The sequence below is a fragment of the Marinovum sp. E3 genome (assembly GCF_055755275.1).
Genome location: NZ_CM146908.1, coordinates 247,937 through 262,941, shown reverse-complemented (window position 1 = coordinate 262,941; position 15,005 = coordinate 247,937). Strand labels below are relative to the sequence as shown.

The following is a 15,005-nucleotide window of genomic DNA, read 5'->3' as shown; positions in this document are numbered from 1 at the left end:
TCTCCCGATTTGGTTTGTTATTATTTAGAACAATGCAGCATGCAAGGAAATTCCGTGACCATTGACGCCCACCAGCATTTCTGGCGCATCGCGCGCGGCGACTATTCGTGGATGGATGACAGCGTGGCCGCGATCCGCCGCGACCTCCTGCCGCCCGATCTCGCGCCGCTGGCCCAGGCCGCCGGGGTGACCGGAACGGTGGCCGTTCAGGCCGCCCCGACGCTGGAAGAGACCGAATTCCTGCTGTCGCTCTCCGACACGACGCCGCTGATCCGCGGCGTGGTCGGATGGCTCGATCTGACCGGGGATGTGCCGCGCCAGATCGACCGCCTGGCGCATCCGCGGCTGCGGGGCATCCGGCCGATGCTTCAGGACATCCCCGAAACCGACTGGATTCTGCGTGATGACGTGCTGACCGGGTTGCGCCAGGTGGCCGAAGCCGGGCTGCGCATGGACGCGCTGATCACGCCGCGCCACCTTGCGGTGATCGACAGGCTCGCCCGCGCCCTGCCGGAGCTGCCGCTGATCATCGATCATTGCGCCAAGCCGCGCTTTGCCGGCAGCGATCCCGGCGACAACTGGCGCGCCGGCATTCAGGCCCTTGCCCGCCATCCGCAGGTCAGCTGCAAGCTCTCGGGGTTGGCCAATGAATTCGGTCCCGGCTGGTCCGCTCCAAGGTTGCGCCCGGTGTTCGATCATGTGTTCGCCTGTTTCGGGCCCGAGCGGGTGATGTGGGGCAGCGACTGGCCGGTGCTGGAGCTGGCCGGCACCTATGCCAAATGGCACGCGGCGGCGCAGGAAATGGCGGCAGAGCTGACCTTGGCCGAACGCGAGGCGCTGTTCGGCGATACCGCGCGCCGCATCTACGCGCTTGATCAAGAGGGAGAAATTCAATGAAACGCATGGGACAGGTCATCGGACTGAAGCCGGAGCACACAGCGGAGTACAAACGCCTTCATGCCGAGGTCTGGCCGGATGTGCTGGCACGGTTGCGGCAGTCCAACATCACCAATTACTCGATCTTCCTGCGCGAGCCGGAAATGCTGATGTTCAGCTATTGGGAGTATACCGGCACTGATTTCGAAGCCGATTCCGCCGCCATCGCCGCCGATCCTGTCACCCGCGATTGGTGGAAGATCTGCGGCCCGATGCAAAGCCCGCTCGACAGCCGGTCAGAGGGTGAATGGTGGGCACCGATGGAAGAGGTCTTCCACCTTCCCTGAGCCAGGCGGCCGGTGTTTTGCCGCGCTGCGGCCCACGGCGGCCAAACCATAGTGTTTTAGTCTGGTATTGCCGAGCGCGGCGCAAGCTGGTACCACACCGGCCAAGTCAGCCACCGGTGCCGGGCGCCCGAGCCAGACGTTCCAAGTGAAACAATCTCAGGAGCGAAGGCCATGATCCGCCTTGTACCGCGCGCCCTGGCTGTCTGGGCCGCCCTCGTCCCGCTCGCCGGGCCGGCCGCCGCCGAAGCCGAAGCCGATCTGGGCGCCCATGTCACCATCGAGCTCAATGCCGTGGCGCCGGTCGATGCCGCCTGCCGGATGAGCTTTCTGATCCAGAACGGCCACGCCGGCGACATCCGCCAGGCGGTGTTCGAAGCGGTGCTGTTCGACGATCAGGGTCGGGTCGAGCGGCTGACCCTGTTCGATTTCGGCGAACTTCCGGCGGCCCGGCCAAGGGTGCGGCAATTCGTGGTGCCCGATCTGGACTGCGCGGCGCTGGGCCAGGTTCTGTTCAACGGCGCCGAAACCTGCTCCGGCGACGGGCTGAGCCCGACGGCCTGTAGCGAGGGGCTCGAACTGCGCAGCCGCGCCGACGTCGAGGTGCTGGGATGATCGCCGCGCTGCAACAGGCCGTCACGCGGATCGCCGAGCTCGGCGGCCCGGTGGTTCTGCTGCTGGCGGCGCTGTCGGTGCTGGTCTGCGCCGTCGTGCTCTACAAGCTCTGGCAGTTCGCCGCCGCCCGGGTGGGCAGCCACCGCGCCCTGAAACTGGCGGTCGCCGCCTGGGACGCGGGCGAGCGTGGCGCGGCGCGGGACCATCTCGGGCGGTCGCGCAGCTATCTGCGGCCGGTGATCGACATGGCGCTCTCGGAACAATCCGATCCGCACCGGCTGGAGGCCGAGGCAGAGGCACGTTTCGCCCGGCTCGAAAGCGGCTTTCGCCTGCTCGACAGCGTGGCGCAGCTGGCGCCGCTTCTGGGGTTGTTCGGCACCGTTCTGGGGATGATCTCGGCCTTTCAGGCGCTGCAAGAGGCCGGCGCGCAGGTCGATCCGTCGATCCTTGCCGGTGGCATCTGGGTGGCGCTGCTGACCACAGCGGTGGGGCTGGCGGTGGCAATGCCGACGGCGCTGATCCTGAGCTGGTTCGAATCGCGGATGGACCGCGAGCGGGTCTTTGCGCAACAGGCGCTGCACAGCATCCTCGCCCCCGAAACCCGGGTCGCGCCTGCCCATGCGTAGGCTCCGGCGGCGGCGCAGGCTGTCGATGACCTCGCTGATCGACGTGATCTTCCTGTTGCTGCTGTTCTTCATGCTGTCCTCGACATTCACCCGCTTTGCCGAACTCGAGCTGGCTGCCGGCGGCACCGGCGGCGGGGCCGACAACACCAGCCGACCAGTGTTCCTGCGGCTGTCGCCGGAGCGGCTCAGCCTGAATGGGGCCGAGCGTACCTTGGTCGGCCTGCCCGCCGCGTTGAAGGCGCAGCAGCGGGCCGATGGCGCATTGCCGGTCATCGTGGCCCTGACCGGCGCGGTAACGGCGCAGCGCCTGTCCGACCTTCTGGCCACCCTGCGCCAGGTGCCGGGCCTCACTGTCACGGTACTGGAGACGTCATGATCCGCAAACCGCGCCCACGCAACAAAGGCGAACCGACCATTGCACTGATCAACATCGTCTTTCTCATGCTGATCTTCTTTCTCGTCGCCGGCACCCTGGCGCGGCCGCTGGACAAGCAGTTGACGCTGGTGCGCACCGCCGATCTTGCCGGCACCGCCCCGGCCGACGCGCTGGTGATCCATGCCGATGGCCGGCTCACCTGGCGCGGGGCCGAGACCGCCTCGCCCGAGGCATTCTTTGACGCGCAACCGCCCGAGAGCCGGGCGCTGGTGCGCCTTGTGCCGGACCGCGACCTGCCAGCCACCGATCTGCTGCGCATCGGCCGCGCGCTGCGCGCCGCCGGGGCAGCGCGGGTGGTGCTGGTCACCGAACGGGGTCTGGCGTCATGATCGCGTCGTCACGCACGGCCAAGCTCGCGGCGCTGTCGTTTGCGGGCCTCGCCCATGCCGCCATCGCCTTGGCGCTGGCCGCCCCCGATGAGACCATGACCGAAGGCAGCGGCGGTGCCGCCGAGGTGCGCCTGGGCAATGCCTTTGCCGATATGGCCGCCGGGGCGCTCTCGGCCCAGACGGCGCGGGATACGATGGCGCACGCGGCGCCAGAGGTTGCGCCCGTGACGGCAGAGCGCCCCGATGTCCTGCCCGCGCCGCAGGTGCCGGGCATTTCCCCGCTCAAGGCGGCGCCGGCGCCCGGCCTAGCCCCAACCCGCCCCCGCGAAGTCGTAAGCGGCGAGACGCCCGACACCGCAACGCTCGCCCGTTCGCCCCGGCCGGCGCAGCGCAGCGCCGCGTTCGAGCAAAGACACCGGACGGCCCGGCCCGAGCCGACCTCTCAAGCGCGCAAATCCCAAGCCCAACCGGCACCCAGACAGGCCAAGTCCGCGCCGGCCGGAGCCAGGCAGGAGACCCGCGCCGGCACCAACGCCGGCACCGCGACCGCCCGCGCCCGGTCCAGCGGCAGTGGCGGCGCGGCGCAGAGCGCCGGTACGGCGGCCGCCAGCACTTACCCGGGCCTGGTGATGCGCCGGATCGCGCGCGCCGGCCGGCCCGAGGGGCGGGCCCGGGGCGCGGCGGTGGTGGCCTTTTCGATTTCCCCGGGCGGCGCTTTGTCGGCGATCTCGATCGCGCGCAGCTCGGGCACGGCGGCTTTCGACCGCGCGGCGCTGGCGGTGGTGCGCAATGCCGCCCCCTTTCCCCGGCCGCCCGCAGGCGCGCGGCGGAGCTTTTCGATCAGGATACAGGGGCGCTGAGGGGGCGGCCTAACGCGCCACAACCACCGCGCGCCCCCTGTGCGACAGCACCTCGAAGGGCGTGTCGAACACATCCGCCAGCGTCTGCGAGGTGAGCAGCGCGGCGCTTGCGTCATGCGCCACCACCCGGCCGTCCTTCATCGCGACAATCCGGTCGGCCCACCCGGCGGCGGCGTTGATGTCATGGAGCACGATCACGATGCTGCGCCCGCTGGCGCGCGTCAGCCCGTGGAGCCGCGCCATCAGGTCGCGGGCATGGCGCGGGTCGAGCGCATTCAGCGGCTCGTCAAGCAGCATCCAGGGCGTGTCCTGGGCATAGGTCATGGCGATGAAGGCGCGCTGGCGCTGGCCGCCGGAGAGAGTTTCCAAGGGGCGTTCGGCGAGACCCTGCAAGGAAAACGCCGCCAGCGCCGCCTCGACCAGCGCGGCATCGCGCGCGCCGGAGCGGCCGCGGTGATGCGGCCAGCGGCCAAAGGCCACCAGATCGCGCACCTTCAACCGGCTGACCACCACCGGCGATTGCTGCAACAGCGCCACCGCCCGCGCCCGCTCTTCTCCCGGGGCGGTGAACGGGTCGAGCCCGTCGATCCGCACCCGCCCTGCCACGGGCCGGTTCAGCCCCGCCATGCAATGCAGCAGCGAGGATTTTCCCGCCCCGTTCGGCCCGATCAGCGCGGTGATGCCGCCGGGTTCCAGCGCCAGGCCAACCTGGTGCAGGATGGCGGTGCCAGCCACCTCATAATTCAGCCCGTCAACCTCGATCATTGGCGCCCCCTGCGCAGCACGAGCCCGAGAAACAGCAGCCCGCCAAAAAATTCGACCACCACCGCCAGCGCCGACTGGCTGCCCATGAGCCGTTCGAAGAGGAATTGCCCGGTCACCAGGATCAGCGCCCCGATCAGCGCCGCCGCCGGGATCAGCACGGCGTGGCGATGGCTGTCGGTCAGGTGCCGGGCGAGGCTGGCGGCCAGCAACCCGAGAAAGGTGATCGGCCCGACCAGCGCGGTCGAGACCGAGATCATCGCCGCCACCAACATCAGCGAAACCAGCACCACCCGGTCATGGTCGAGCCCGAGCGCGCGTGCCGCGGCGCGCCCCAGCCCGGCCACATCCAGCGCCGGCGCCAGTCGCAACGCCGCCAGCAGAGCCGCCGCCAGCAGCCCGGTGGCGGCGGCCAGCTGTCCGCCGTCGACCCGGCCGAAGCTGGCGAACATCGCCTGTTGCACCACCGAGAATTCCGACGGGTCCATCATCCGTTGCACCATCGAGGCCAGCCCGCGCAGCAGCACGCCGAGCACCACGCCGGTCAGGATCATCCGCGTCACATCCGAGGCATCCCGGCGCAACAGCAGGCCAAAGAGCGCCGCCGCCGCGGCCATCAGGAACACCGCCTCGAGGACAAATCGCCAGGCCCCCGGGATCTGCGCCGCGCCGACGCCGCCGAGGGCGACCACCAGAAGCGTCTGAAGCAGCACGAAAAGCGCATCGAAGCCGACAATCCCCGGCGTCAGCAGACGGTTCATCGCCACGGTCTGAAACAGGACCGTTGCGGCACCAGTGGCCGCGCCGACACAGATCAGCGCCGCCAGCTTGGTGGCGCGCAATTCCAGGATGAACCCGAAAGGCGCGCGCAGATGCCACCCCAGGAAGGCCGCGCTAAGCGCGCAGAGCGCCAAAGCGAGCAGCGGCAGATGTCGCTCAGCCATGGGCGCGCCTCGGGGCGGCGTAGAGCAGCCAAAGGAATACCCCGGCGCCAAAGACGCCAAAGACCGTGGCGGCGGGGATTTCGAAGGGATAGCGGATCACCCGGCCGATGACATCCGCCGCCAGAACGAGCCCGCCGCCGCCCAGCGCGATCAGCGGCAGGTTGGTGCGCAGGTTGTCGCCGCGCCAGCGCGACACCAGGTTCGGCGCCACCAGCCCGACAAAGGGAAAGGCGCCGACCGTCACCAGCACCAGCGCCGTCAGGGTCGAGACGATCACCAGCCCCAGCCCCCGGGTCTGGGTGTAATTCAGCCCCAGAGAGCGCGCCTGTGCCTCGCCCAGCCCCAGGATGGTGATCCGGTCGGCCACCGCGTACAGCAGCCCCGCCAGCAGCGCCACCGCCCAGAGCCATTCATAGCGCCCGATCATCACGCCCGAGAATTCGCCCAGTTGCCAGGTGCCGAGGTATTGCATCAGGTCGGTCATCCAGGCCGCCCAGACCACAATGGCCCCCAGGATGCCGCCATAGATCATGCCGACGATGGGCAGCATCATCGGATCGGCCCGCGGCACCCGTTCGGCCAGGGCGATGAACCCGGCCATGCCGGCCAACGCGGCCCCGGCAGCGATCAGCATCTTGCCGGCCACTGCCATGCCCGGGGCGATCAGCGTCACCGCCAGCAGCCCCAGCATCGCCGCCTCCGGCGTGCCGGTCAGCGCCGGTTCCACCAGGCGGTTCTGCACCACCTGCTGCACCACCACGCCGGCCAGAGCCAGCCCGGCGCCGGCCAGAAGCGCCGCCGCCGTGCGCGGAATGCGGCTGACCATCAACAGCCAGCCCCCGTCCCCGTCGGACAGCGAGGCCGCGCCGATCATCAGGCTGAGCAGGCTCAACCCGGCCAGCACGGCCCATGCCAGAGGCCAAATCCGGCGCAAGGATCAGCTGTCCGCGCGGCCGAAGGCCGCAATGACTTCGTCCAGCACCTGCATCACCGCACCGGCACCGCCCGAGGCGATGTAAAGCGAGGCGGCGTCGAGATGGACGATTTGGCCGTCCTGCGCCGCCCTGGTGCGGGCAATCAGCGGATTGTCGAGCGTGGCCGCCGCCGCTTCGCCTTCGGCGCCGATCGCGGCGCCCCGGTCGATCACCAGAATCCATTCGGGGTCGATGTCGGCGACGAATTCGAACGAGACCGCTTCGCCATGAGTTTCGGCCTCGACGTTCTCGGCCGCTTCCGGCAGGTCGAGCGCGCTGTGCAGCCAACCAAAGCGGCCGCCGGCGCCATAAGCCGAGATCTTGCCGCCGTTGGTCAGCAGAATCAGCGCCGATCCCTTGCCGTCCACCGCTGCGCGGGCCTCTTGCAGCCGGGCTTCGAGCGTCTCGGTCAGCCTGGCGGCGCGGTCTTCGACGCCGAATATCGTGCCATAGGCGGCGATCCGGGCACCGACCTGTTCGAGCAGGTCGTCGCCCCAAATCGTCATGTCGATGGTCGGCGCGATCTGCGCCAGGTTTTCGACCTGCGCGGAGGAGCGGCCGCCGGCGACGATCAGGTCAGGCTGCATCACCGCCAGCGCTTCGTAATCCGGTTCGAACAAGGTGCCGACCACCTCGGCGCTCTCGGCGGCGGGCTTGAGATGGTCGAGAAAGACCTTGTCGGGCAGGCCGTCGATCTCCTGGCCCAGCGCGACAAGCGTGTCGACGGCGGCAATGTCGAAAACGGCGATGGTTTCGGGGTGGCTGGGCACGGGGGCCGGGCCGGTGGCGGTCTCGACAGTAACATCGCCGGCCAGCGCCGGCACGGCAAGCGCGGCACCGATGAGGCCGCCGAAAAGGGTCATGCGCATGGATCGCTCCTGTTCTGGGTGCAATCGCGTGGCTGGCGGGTCGGCTTGGCTTCGCGGGTGTGCAGCGGTGTTAACGGATTGCGCGGCGCGGCTGCAACCCGAAATCCGACTGAAACAATCAGGAAAATGCGGCAGGGCGCCGGGCCCGAGCGGTGTCAGAACACCTTGGTCACGCCGAACTTGAAGGTTCGGCCCGGGGCCTTTCGCTCGGGCGACGAAAGATGGCCGACGTAGTCGAGATCGAAGGCATTCTCCAGCCCGACCCGAAACTCGGTCTCCTGGAACACCCCCTGCTCTGGCCGGAAAGTGGCACGCAGGTTGTGCACCGTGGCATCGGGCAGCGCCTCGACGGTGGAATCGCGGCGGTCGGTGCCATGCACCACTTCCCAGCTCAGATCCAGGCGGTCATTCCAACGCTTGCCCACCGTCAGGTTGACGGTGTCGGCGGCCTGGATGCGCCAGCGCTCGGTATCACCGGCGGTGTCGGTCTCTTCGCCATGGCCGACATGCGCATTGAGATCGACATACAGCCCGTTTTGCAGCCCGTACGAGGCCTCGAGCTCGAAGCCCTGGACATTGACCCGCTCGAGCGAGGCGTAGCTGGTGATGTCCCAGAGCTCGGTCCGGTAGAGATTGCCCCGCATCGCCAGCGTATCACCCGCGGCAAAGACATCGGCGCCGCCGAAAGAGGCACCAAGCTCGTAGGTCTCTGACTTTTCGCTGGTGGTCATCTTGTCGATGGCGGCCGCGGTGTCGCCAAGATCGTCGATGATCGGCAGGCCTTCGGTATAGGCCGCGCTGCCAAAGACAGCAAAGCCGTTGTCGAATTCATAGGCCAGCGCCAGACCGCCCATGAGCGCATCATTCTCGTAGCTGTCGAAACTGTCATTGGCGGGGGTGACCCGCGCGCTCTCGAACCGCAGCGCCGGAGTGACGGTAAATCGGCCGAGACGCATCTCGTCGATCGCAAAGACCGCCAGACGGTCATCGGTGCCGCCCGGTGCGCTTGCGGCCTCATTGTCCTTGCGCCGGCGTTCCTGCACCTCGACGCCGGTTTCCAGGCTGTGGCCGATCCCGCCGGTGCCGAACCGCGCGGTATTGGCCAGTTTCAGCTTGGTCGTCTCATACCGCTGATCGGCATTCACCGTGCCCACAAGGAAAGGGAAGCTCGGCGTGCCTTCCAGTGGCGAAGACCCCGGCACATAGTCATATTCGATCTTCTGATCGGCATAAGACAGGTTGGCGGTGAAATCGACGAGGTCATTGCCCAGCGGATTGTAGCCATATTCCACGCTGGCCTGGGTGGTATCGGTCAGCCGGTCGACATTGCCGAAACTGCCGCCGGTGGTGGCAAACTGATCATACGGCACGTCCTTGTCATCCGCCACGGTGCGCGAGACCGAAAAGGTCAGGCTCTGATCGCCCATCTCGCCAAAGGTGAACCGGGCCTTGGCCAGCCCGGACGGGGTGGTGAAGGCGGTATTGCCAACCACGTCGCCATCACCGTCGAGATAGTCGTCATAGCTGCGATAGGAGAAGTTGAGCAGGAATTCGGCCTGATCGTTCGGCTGCCAAGCCAGCGTGGTCGAGCTGCTGACACCTTCACCGTTGGAACTGTATTCCGCCGTCTGCCCGACCGCGAGCCCATGTTCGCCGCCGGTGAAATCCGAGGCGTTCTTGGTGTCCAGCTTGACCACGCCGCCGACGATGCCGGAGCCATAGGCGAAACTGCCGATGGTGCCGCGCAGGACGGTGGCCTCGCGATAGAGCAGCGGATCGGTAAAGAGCTGGGTGCCGATGCGATACAGCTCTTCCGAACCGACCGAAGTGCCGTCGATCTGGATCGCCACCTTCTGATCGGTGCCATAGGTGTTGTTGGCGCCGAAGCCGCGGATGTTGATGCCCGAGCCCTGCGGCGTGTTGCCGTTGACCAGGGTCACGCCGGGTACGGAATCGATCAGTTGCGCGATGGTGCCTGCCTGTCGGTCCTCGATCTCGTCCTGATCGACGACGGTCTGCGCCACCGCCGAGCCGACGGCGATGTCGCGTTTGCCGAAGGTCAGAAACAGCGTTCCGAGGAACCCGGCGCCGGGGGTGTCCTGGGCCTGCGCCGCGACGGGCGCGGCCAGAGAAAGCAGTGTGACCAGCGCGGTCGAGCTGCGAAGCGGAGTCATGAACATGACTGTCCCCTTTATGTAGTGAGGTGTTTTCGGGATGAGGCGCTGGCGTGGGAGCTGGCGGGCGCAGCGGCCACGGGGCGGCGGCGCAAAACATGGTTGCGGCAGTTAAGTTAACCTACTAAAACAGTCAAGAAAAAGATGCCCGCCAGCGATCTCTCCCGAGCGCCCAGCCACGCGTTGCAACCTTGTCGACACGAAGTGAGGGACCTGATGGCTCAAGAGACGCCGGGCGCGGCCGAAATCCGCGCGGCCATTGCCGAAAATTCCAAGATGCGAGAACGGGATCTGGCCGAGAGGCTGGGCATTGCCGAGGCCCAGCTTGTTGCCGCTCGGGTCGGCCACGGCGCCACCAGGATCGCCGCCCACCCCGACCGGCTGATCCCCGCCGCCGAGGCCTTGGGCGAGGTTATGGCGCTGACGCGCAATGCCTCTTGCGTGCATGAAAAGGTGGGCTGTTACAGCAACTACCGGTCTGGCGAACATGCGGCGATGGTGCTGGCCGAAGAGATCGACCTGCGGATCTTTCCCGCCTGGTGGGTGAGCGCCTTTGCGGTCGAGAAACAGACGGCGGGCGGGACACGGCGGTCGTTGCAGGTGTTCGACGCGGCCGGCGAGGCGGTGCACAAGATCCATCTGCGCCCGGCATCCGATCTGGCGGCCTGGGAGAGGATCAAGGCCGCGCTGGCGCTGGAGGCGCAATCCGACGCGCTGGAGGTGGCCGCCCGCAAACCGGCCGAAGCGCCGAAGACCCGGCCCGAGAAACGCGAGATCCTGTTCGAGGAATGGGCCCGGCTGACCGACACGCATCAGTTCCTGCGGCTCTGCGCCAAGCTCAAGATGAACCGGCTTGGCGCCTATCGCATGCCGGGCAACCCCTTTGTGCGGCCCCTGCCCCCCGGCGCGGTGGACGAGATGTTCACAGGACTGCGCGACAGTGGCATCGACTTCATGTTCTTTGTCGGAAATCGCGGATGCATCCAGATTCACAGTGGCCCGGTCAAACGGCTTCAGGAAACCGGCCCCTGGCTGAACATCCTCGATCCCGGCTTCGACATGCACCTGCGCCGCGATCACATCGCCGAGGTCTATGCGGTCGAGAAACCCACCCGGCGCGGCACGGCACTGTCGGTCGAGGCCTTCGATGCCGAGGGCACAGTGATCTTTCAGGCGTTCCCGGTGTCGAAAGAGACCAATGACAGCCGCCCGCAGTGGCGCGAGATCGTCGCCGGGCTGGAAACGCGGGCCACGGAGGCGGCAGAATGAAACGGCAGAGCTTTGGCGCCGTGATGGCGCTCTGGGTGGCGGCCTCCGGTGTCTTCGCGTCCGGGTCGGCCAGCGCAGATCAGCCGGCCGCCGAGCCCCTGCCGCCGGCCGGGGTGCTGGCGATCGGCGGCGACATGACCGAAATCGTCTATGCGCTGGACCAGGGCCACCGGTTGCTGGCACGCGACAGCACCTCGACCTGGCCCGAAGCGGCGCGCGCCCTGCCCGACGTGGGCTATATGCGCGCCCTGTCGCCGGAAGCCGTGCTGTCGGTCGGGCCGTCGCTGATCCTCTCGGCCGAGGGCGCCGGCCCGCCCGAGACCCTCGATGTGTTGCGCGCCGCCGACATCGATTTTGTCGAGGTTACCGGCGGATTCGATGGCGCCGCCATCGCCGCCAAGATCCACACCATAGGCGACGCGCTCGGGGTGCCCGGCAAGGCCGAGACACTGGCGCAGGAGGTCACCACGGCGCTGGCGGCCGCCAAGGCCCGGGCCGACGCAAATCCTGACCCGCGCAAGAGGGTGCTCTTCGTGCTCAGCGCCGCAGGAGGCAAGCTGACGGTTGGCGGCGCCGAAACCGGCGCCGATGCGGTGATCCGACTGGCCGGCGGCGTGAATGCCGCCGAAGGGTTTGACGGCTACAAGCAACTTACCGACGAGGCCGCGGCGGTGGCCGCGCCCGACGTGATCCTGATGATGGAACGCGGCGGCGATCATGGCACCACCGCCGATGTGCTGTTCTCGCTGCCGGCGCTGGCGATCACCCCTGCCGCCGACACCCGGACTCTGATCAAGATCGACGGGCTGAAACTGCTCGGCTTCGGCCCGCGCACGGCCGAGGCGGTGACCGAGCTCAACACCCTGCTCTACGGAGGCTGACACAATGGTGGCGCTGTCCGACGTTCTGCCCGGCACCCGCCCGCCCCGCCGACTGGACCGGGCGCGGCGACTGCATCTGCTGCTGGCCCTGCTGGTGGTTCTGGTCTCACTGGCAAGCCTGACCGTGGGGGCGACCGGCCTCTCGCTGGGCGATGTGCTGGCCAAGGGCCTGCGCGGCGATGCGCTGAGCCGCACCGAATCCGTCGTGCTCTTGGACATTCGCCTGCCACGGCTGGCGATGGGGCTTCTGGTGGGAGCGGCGCTGGCCACTTCCGGCGCCGTCATGCAGGGGCTGTTCCGCAATCCGCTGGCCGATCCCGGCATTGTCGGCGTCACCGCCGGCGGCATGCTGGGCGCGATTCTGGCGATCGTTCTGGGCGGCCTGCTGCCCGCAGCGCTGCGCGCGCTGACCGGCGCCTATCTGGTGCCCTGCGCCGCCTTTGTCGCAAGCTGGGCCACCACGATCCTGCTCTACCGCGTCTCGACCCGCGCCGGGCGCACCTCGGTCGCCACCATGTTGCTCGCCGGGATCGCCCTGACCGCCCTGGCCGGGGCGCTGGCCGGCGTGCTGATCTACAAGGCCGACGACCAGCAGCTGCGCGACCTCACCTTCTGGAACATGGGCTCGCTCGCCGGCGCCAACTGGGCCAAGCTGACAGCCGCTGCGCCGATCATCCTGACCGCCATCGCCGGGGCGCTCTGCCTGGGGCGCGGGTTGAACGGCCTGGCGCTTGGCGAGGCCACGGCGCATCACATCGGCATTCCGGTGCAGCGGATGAAGAACGCCGCCATCCTCTGCGTCGCCGCCGCCAGCGGCGCCGCCGTCGCCATCTCTGGCGGGATCGGCTTTGTCGGCATCGTGGTGCCGCATCTGCTGCGGCTGGCCACCGGACCGGACCACCGGGCGCTGCTGCTGAACTCGGCGCTGCTGGGCGCGGCGCTGCTGGTCGGCGCCGACATGATCGCGCGAGTGATCATCACGCCGGCCGAATTGCCGATCGGTATCGTCACTGCCGTGCTCGGCGCGCCGGTCTTCCTCTGGATCCTGCTGCGGCAACGCGGCGTGGTGGACCTCTGACATGCTCGACGTGCAAAATCTCCGCGTCTCCCTCGGAGGCAAAACCATCCTCGACGGGCTGACCCTGACCGCCCGCCCTGGCCAGATCACCTGCATCGTCGGCCCGAACGGCTCGGGCAAGACCACCTGCCTGCGGGCGATCACCGGCGATCTGCCGTTTGCCGGGCGCATCGCTCTCGGCGGGCAGGACATCGCCCGGCTCTCCCCGCGAGAGCTCGCCGCCCTCAGGGGGGTGTTGCCGCAGGCCAGCACCCTGGCCTTTCCCTTCACCGTGGCCGAAGTGGTGCAGATCGGTCTGCATCGCGGCACCTCGGGCGCGCAATCAGAACGCATTCGGGCGGCGCTGGGCCGGGTCGATCTCGGCGCCTATGCCGACCGGAGCTACCAGGAGCTTTCGGGCGGCGAACAGCAGCGGGTGCAACTCGCCCGCGTGCTCGCCCAGGTCTGGGAGCCGGTGGCGGACGGGGTGCCGCGCTGGCTGTTTCTCGATGAACCGGTGTCCTCCCTCGACATCGCCCATCAACTTCAGGTCATGCGCATCGCCCGCGACTTTGCCAGCGCCGGCGGCGGCGTGGTTGCCGTCATGCATGACCTCAATCTGACCGCCATCTGCGCCGACAAGGTGATCCTGCTGGCCGCCGGCGCCTGTCATGCCCAGGGCACGCCCGGCGACGTCATGACCAGCGACATCCTGAACCGCGCCTATGGCTGTGCCCTGAATGTCGGGCAGATTCCCCCGCCGGGCACGCCCTTTGTCCTGCCGCACCTCGCGACGCTTGCCGCCGAATGACTTAGGCTCAGGATGCATTGATTTCGGCCGCACCGCGTGATTCACGGCTCTTAAAACGGAGCTGTGACATGAGCGATCTTTTCTGGCTGACCGACGCGCAGATGGCGCGTCTGAAGCCCTTCTTTCCGAAATCGCACGGAAAGCCGCGCGTTGACGACAAGCGTGTGTTGAGCGGCATAATCTTTATCAATCGTAATGGCTTGCGCTGGCGTGACGCTCCTGCCGCCTACGGCCCGCACAAGACGCTCTACAGCCGATGGAAGCGTTGGAGCGAGAAAGGCATCTTCGCGCGGATGATGGCGGGTCTGGCCGCCCTGCACGGCGAGAAGAATACAGTGATGATCGATGCGACCTACCTGAAGGCACATCGCACGGCGTCCAGCCTGGGCGTGAAAAAAGGGGGCGTGGTCGCCTGATCGGTCGCACCAAGGGCGGCATGAACACCAAACTGCACGCCATCTGCGACAGTCAGGGGCGCCCGCTCGACCTGTTCGTCACCGCCGGTCAGGTCAGCGATTACATCGGCGCGCGGGCATTGCTCAGCGGCCTTCCAAAAGTCAATTGGCTGCTCGGGGATCGCGGCTACGATGCCGACTGGTTCCGGGAAGCGTTGAAAGACAAAGGGATACGCGCCTGCATCCCAGGTCGAAAGCAACGCAAGACCCCGGTCAAATACGACAAGCGCCGATACAAGCGGCGCAACCGCATCGAGATCATGTTCGGAAGGCTCAAGGACTGGAGGCGCGTCGCGACCCGCTATGACCGCTGTCCAAAGGTATTCCTCTCTGCCATAGCCCTCGCAGCTATTGTCATCTATTGGTTATGAATCCTGACCCTAAACAGGAGACCACAGATGTTCCTTGCCATGAACCGCTTTACCGTGCCGCTGGAAAACGCCGCCGATTTCGAAGAGCTCTGGCTGAGCCGCGACAGCAGGCTGCATGAGATGGAGGGTTTCGTCGAATTCCACATGCTGAAAGGCCCCGAAGAGGCGGGCAGGATTCTCTATGCCTCGCATACGCTCTGGCAGTCCGAGGCGCATTTCACCGCCTGGACCCGCAGCCCGCAGTTCCGCGTGGCCCATGCCCGCGCCGGCACCGGCCCCACGCTGCACGACGGCCATCCCCGCTTCGAAGGCTTCCGGGCAATCCAGCGCATCGCGGCGGATGCCGCCTGAC

18 protein-coding genes are annotated in these 15,005 nt (G+C 67.7%); 13 read left to right on the top strand and 5 right to left on the bottom strand.

From position 1 onward, the window contains the following. The first annotated feature begins 54 nt into the window (after positions 1 to 54). The 7 genes from AC0J5K_RS01250 to AC0J5K_RS01220 all read left to right on the top strand — a co-directional run bounded on the left by AC0J5K_RS01250 (position 55) and on the right by AC0J5K_RS01220 (position 4,086). Positions 55 to 897 (top strand): amidohydrolase family protein, encoded by an 843-nt coding sequence (locus AC0J5K_RS01250; RefSeq protein WP_274565875.1) that lies wholly within the window; start codon positions 55 to 57, stop codon positions 895 to 897. Then, on the top strand, positions 894 to 1,223 hold the full coding sequence (locus AC0J5K_RS01245) for an L-rhamnose mutarotase (protein ID WP_074836860.1): 330 nt from the start codon (positions 894 to 896) through the stop codon (positions 1,221 to 1,223). Before AC0J5K_RS01250 ends, AC0J5K_RS01245 begins: the two co-directional genes overlap by 4 nt. Positions 1,224 to 1,394: 171 nt before the next feature. Further along, positions 1,395 to 1,835, top strand: a complete 441-nt coding sequence (locus AC0J5K_RS01240) for a hypothetical protein (RefSeq protein ID WP_274565876.1) — start codon at positions 1,395 to 1,397, stop codon at positions 1,833 to 1,835. Continuing rightward, the gene (locus AC0J5K_RS01235) at positions 1,832 to 2,461 is read left to right on the top strand and encodes a MotA/TolQ/ExbB proton channel family protein (RefSeq protein WP_274565877.1); all 630 of its coding nucleotides are present in this window, start codon (positions 1,832 to 1,834) and stop codon (positions 2,459 to 2,461) included. Before AC0J5K_RS01240 ends, AC0J5K_RS01235 begins: the two co-directional genes overlap by 4 nt. Positions 2,462 to 2,486: 25 nt before the next feature. Then, the gene (locus AC0J5K_RS01230; RefSeq protein ID WP_083416039.1) at positions 2,487 to 2,837 is read left to right on the top strand and encodes a biopolymer transporter ExbD; all 351 of its coding nucleotides are present in this window, start codon (positions 2,487 to 2,489) and stop codon (positions 2,835 to 2,837) included. Further along, complete coding sequence (locus AC0J5K_RS01225) at positions 2,834 to 3,226, top strand: ExbD/TolR family protein (protein ID WP_074836853.1); 393 nt, start codon at positions 2,834 to 2,836, stop codon at positions 3,224 to 3,226. Before AC0J5K_RS01230 ends, AC0J5K_RS01225 begins: the two co-directional genes overlap by 4 nt. Next, on the top strand, positions 3,223 to 4,086 hold the full coding sequence (locus AC0J5K_RS01220) for an energy transducer TonB family protein (protein ID WP_274565878.1): 864 nt from the start codon (positions 3,223 to 3,225) through the stop codon (positions 4,084 to 4,086). Before AC0J5K_RS01225 ends, AC0J5K_RS01220 begins: the two co-directional genes overlap by 4 nt. A gap of 9 nt (positions 4,087 to 4,095) precedes the next feature. Here the strand turns inward: AC0J5K_RS01220 and AC0J5K_RS01215 are convergent, their stop codons facing one another. From AC0J5K_RS01215 to AC0J5K_RS01195, 5 genes are all read right to left on the bottom strand, one after another. Further along, positions 4,096 to 4,851 (bottom strand): ATP-binding cassette domain-containing protein, encoded by a 756-nt coding sequence (locus AC0J5K_RS01215; RefSeq protein ID WP_274565879.1) that lies wholly within the window; start codon positions 4,849 to 4,851, stop codon positions 4,096 to 4,098. Next, complete coding sequence (locus tag AC0J5K_RS01210) at positions 4,848 to 5,792, bottom strand: iron chelate uptake ABC transporter family permease subunit (protein ID WP_274565880.1); 945 nt, start codon at positions 5,790 to 5,792, stop codon at positions 4,848 to 4,850. The genes AC0J5K_RS01215 and AC0J5K_RS01210 overlap by 4 nt, the downstream gene beginning before the upstream one ends. Then, on the bottom strand, positions 5,785 to 6,666 hold the full coding sequence (locus AC0J5K_RS01205; RefSeq protein WP_244526500.1) for an iron chelate uptake ABC transporter family permease subunit: 882 nt from the start codon (positions 6,664 to 6,666) through the stop codon (positions 5,785 to 5,787). Before AC0J5K_RS01205 ends, AC0J5K_RS01210 begins: the two co-directional genes overlap by 8 nt. A gap of 63 nt (positions 6,667 to 6,729) precedes the next feature. Continuing rightward, positions 6,730 to 7,635, bottom strand: a complete 906-nt coding sequence (locus tag AC0J5K_RS01200) for a siderophore ABC transporter substrate-binding protein (RefSeq protein WP_274565881.1) — start codon at positions 7,633 to 7,635, stop codon at positions 6,730 to 6,732. Between the two features lie 155 nt (positions 7,636 to 7,790). Further along, entirely contained in the window at positions 7,791 to 9,809 is a 2,019-nt protein-coding gene (locus AC0J5K_RS01195) for a TonB-dependent receptor plug domain-containing protein (RefSeq protein WP_338020379.1), read from the bottom strand. Positions 9,810 to 10,025: 216 nt separating this feature from the next. Between AC0J5K_RS01195 and AC0J5K_RS01190 the strand changes: the two genes are divergently transcribed. The 6 genes from AC0J5K_RS01190 (at position 10,026) to hmuQ (ending at position 15,004) form a co-directional block, all read left to right on the top strand. Beyond that, positions 10,026 to 11,078, top strand: coding sequence for a hemin-degrading factor (locus AC0J5K_RS01190; RefSeq protein ID WP_274565883.1), 1,053 nt, complete (start codon positions 10,026 to 10,028; stop codon positions 11,076 to 11,078). Further along, positions 11,075 to 11,959, top strand: a complete 885-nt coding sequence (locus tag AC0J5K_RS01185) for a heme/hemin ABC transporter substrate-binding protein (protein ID WP_274565884.1) — start codon at positions 11,075 to 11,077, stop codon at positions 11,957 to 11,959. The genes AC0J5K_RS01190 and AC0J5K_RS01185 overlap by 4 nt, the downstream gene beginning before the upstream one ends. Positions 11,960 to 11,963: 4 nt before the next feature. Next, a complete protein-coding gene (locus AC0J5K_RS01180; protein WP_074836840.1) occupies positions 11,964 to 13,037 on the top strand; it encodes a FecCD family ABC transporter permease in 1,074 nt (357 codons plus the stop codon). A 1-nt stretch (position 13,038) separates the two neighbouring features. Next, positions 13,039 to 13,827: a heme ABC transporter ATP-binding protein gene (locus AC0J5K_RS01175; protein WP_274565885.1), complete on the top strand. Its 789-nt coding sequence runs from the start codon at positions 13,039 to 13,041 to the stop codon at positions 13,825 to 13,827. Positions 13,828 to 13,895: 68 nt separating this feature from the next. After that, a protein-coding gene (locus AC0J5K_RS01170; RefSeq protein ID WP_420398465.1) for an IS5 family transposase occupies positions 13,896 to 14,653 on the top strand; the annotation gives its coding sequence in 2 pieces (ribosomal slippage) (positions 13,896 to 14,232 and positions 14,232 to 14,653; 759 coding nt in all). A 27-nt stretch (positions 14,654 to 14,680) separates the two neighbouring features. After that, entirely contained in the window at positions 14,681 to 15,004 is a 324-nt protein-coding gene (gene hmuQ / locus AC0J5K_RS01165) for a heme-degrading protein HmuQ (RefSeq protein WP_274565886.1), read from the top strand. The last annotated feature ends 1 nt before the right edge of the window (position 15,005 follow it).

Bases quoted from the DNA above. Each gene is read 5' to 3' on its own strand.
- AC0J5K_RS01185 (WP_274565884.1), top strand. From the start codon at position 11,075: ATGAAACGGCAGAGCTTTGGCGCCGTGATGGCGCTCTGGGTGGCGGCC.
- AC0J5K_RS01180 (WP_074836840.1), top strand. From the start codon at position 11,964: ATGGTGGCGCTGTCCGACGTTCTGCCCGGCACCCGCCCGCCCCGCCGA.
- hmuQ (WP_274565886.1), top strand. From the start codon at position 14,681: ATGTTCCTTGCCATGAACCGCTTTACCGTGCCGCTGGAAAACGCCGCC.
- AC0J5K_RS01190 (WP_274565883.1), top strand. From the start codon at position 10,026: ATGGCTCAAGAGACGCCGGGCGCGGCCGAAATCCGCGCGGCCATTGCC.
- AC0J5K_RS01240 (WP_274565876.1), top strand. From the start codon at position 1,395: ATGATCCGCCTTGTACCGCGCGCCCTGGCTGTCTGGGCCGCCCTCGTC.
- AC0J5K_RS01245 (WP_074836860.1), top strand. From the start codon at position 894: ATGAAACGCATGGGACAGGTCATCGGACTGAAGCCGGAGCACACAGCG.
- AC0J5K_RS01235 (WP_274565877.1), top strand. From the start codon at position 1,832: ATGATCGCCGCGCTGCAACAGGCCGTCACGCGGATCGCCGAGCTCGGC.
- AC0J5K_RS01175 (WP_274565885.1), top strand. From the start codon at position 13,039: ATGCTCGACGTGCAAAATCTCCGCGTCTCCCTCGGAGGCAAAACCATC.
- AC0J5K_RS01200 (WP_274565881.1), bottom strand. From the start codon at position 7,635: ATGCGCATGACCCTTTTCGGCGGCCTCATCGGTGCCGCGCTTGCCGTG.
- AC0J5K_RS01220 (WP_274565878.1), top strand. From the start codon at position 3,223: ATGATCGCGTCGTCACGCACGGCCAAGCTCGCGGCGCTGTCGTTTGCG.
- AC0J5K_RS01195 (WP_338020379.1), bottom strand. From the start codon at position 9,809: ATGACTCCGCTTCGCAGCTCGACCGCGCTGGTCACACTGCTTTCTCTG.
- AC0J5K_RS01215 (WP_274565879.1), bottom strand. From the start codon at position 4,851: ATGATCGAGGTTGACGGGCTGAATTATGAGGTGGCTGGCACCGCCATC.
- AC0J5K_RS01230 (WP_083416039.1), top strand. From the start codon at position 2,487: ATGACCTCGCTGATCGACGTGATCTTCCTGTTGCTGCTGTTCTTCATG.
- AC0J5K_RS01205 (WP_244526500.1), bottom strand. From the start codon at position 6,666: ATGATCGGCGCGGCCTCGCTGTCCGACGGGGACGGGGGCTGGCTGTTG.
- AC0J5K_RS01210 (WP_274565880.1), bottom strand. From the start codon at position 5,792: ATGGCTGAGCGACATCTGCCGCTGCTCGCTTTGGCGCTCTGCGCGCTT.
- AC0J5K_RS01225 (WP_074836853.1), top strand. From the start codon at position 2,834: ATGATCCGCAAACCGCGCCCACGCAACAAAGGCGAACCGACCATTGCA.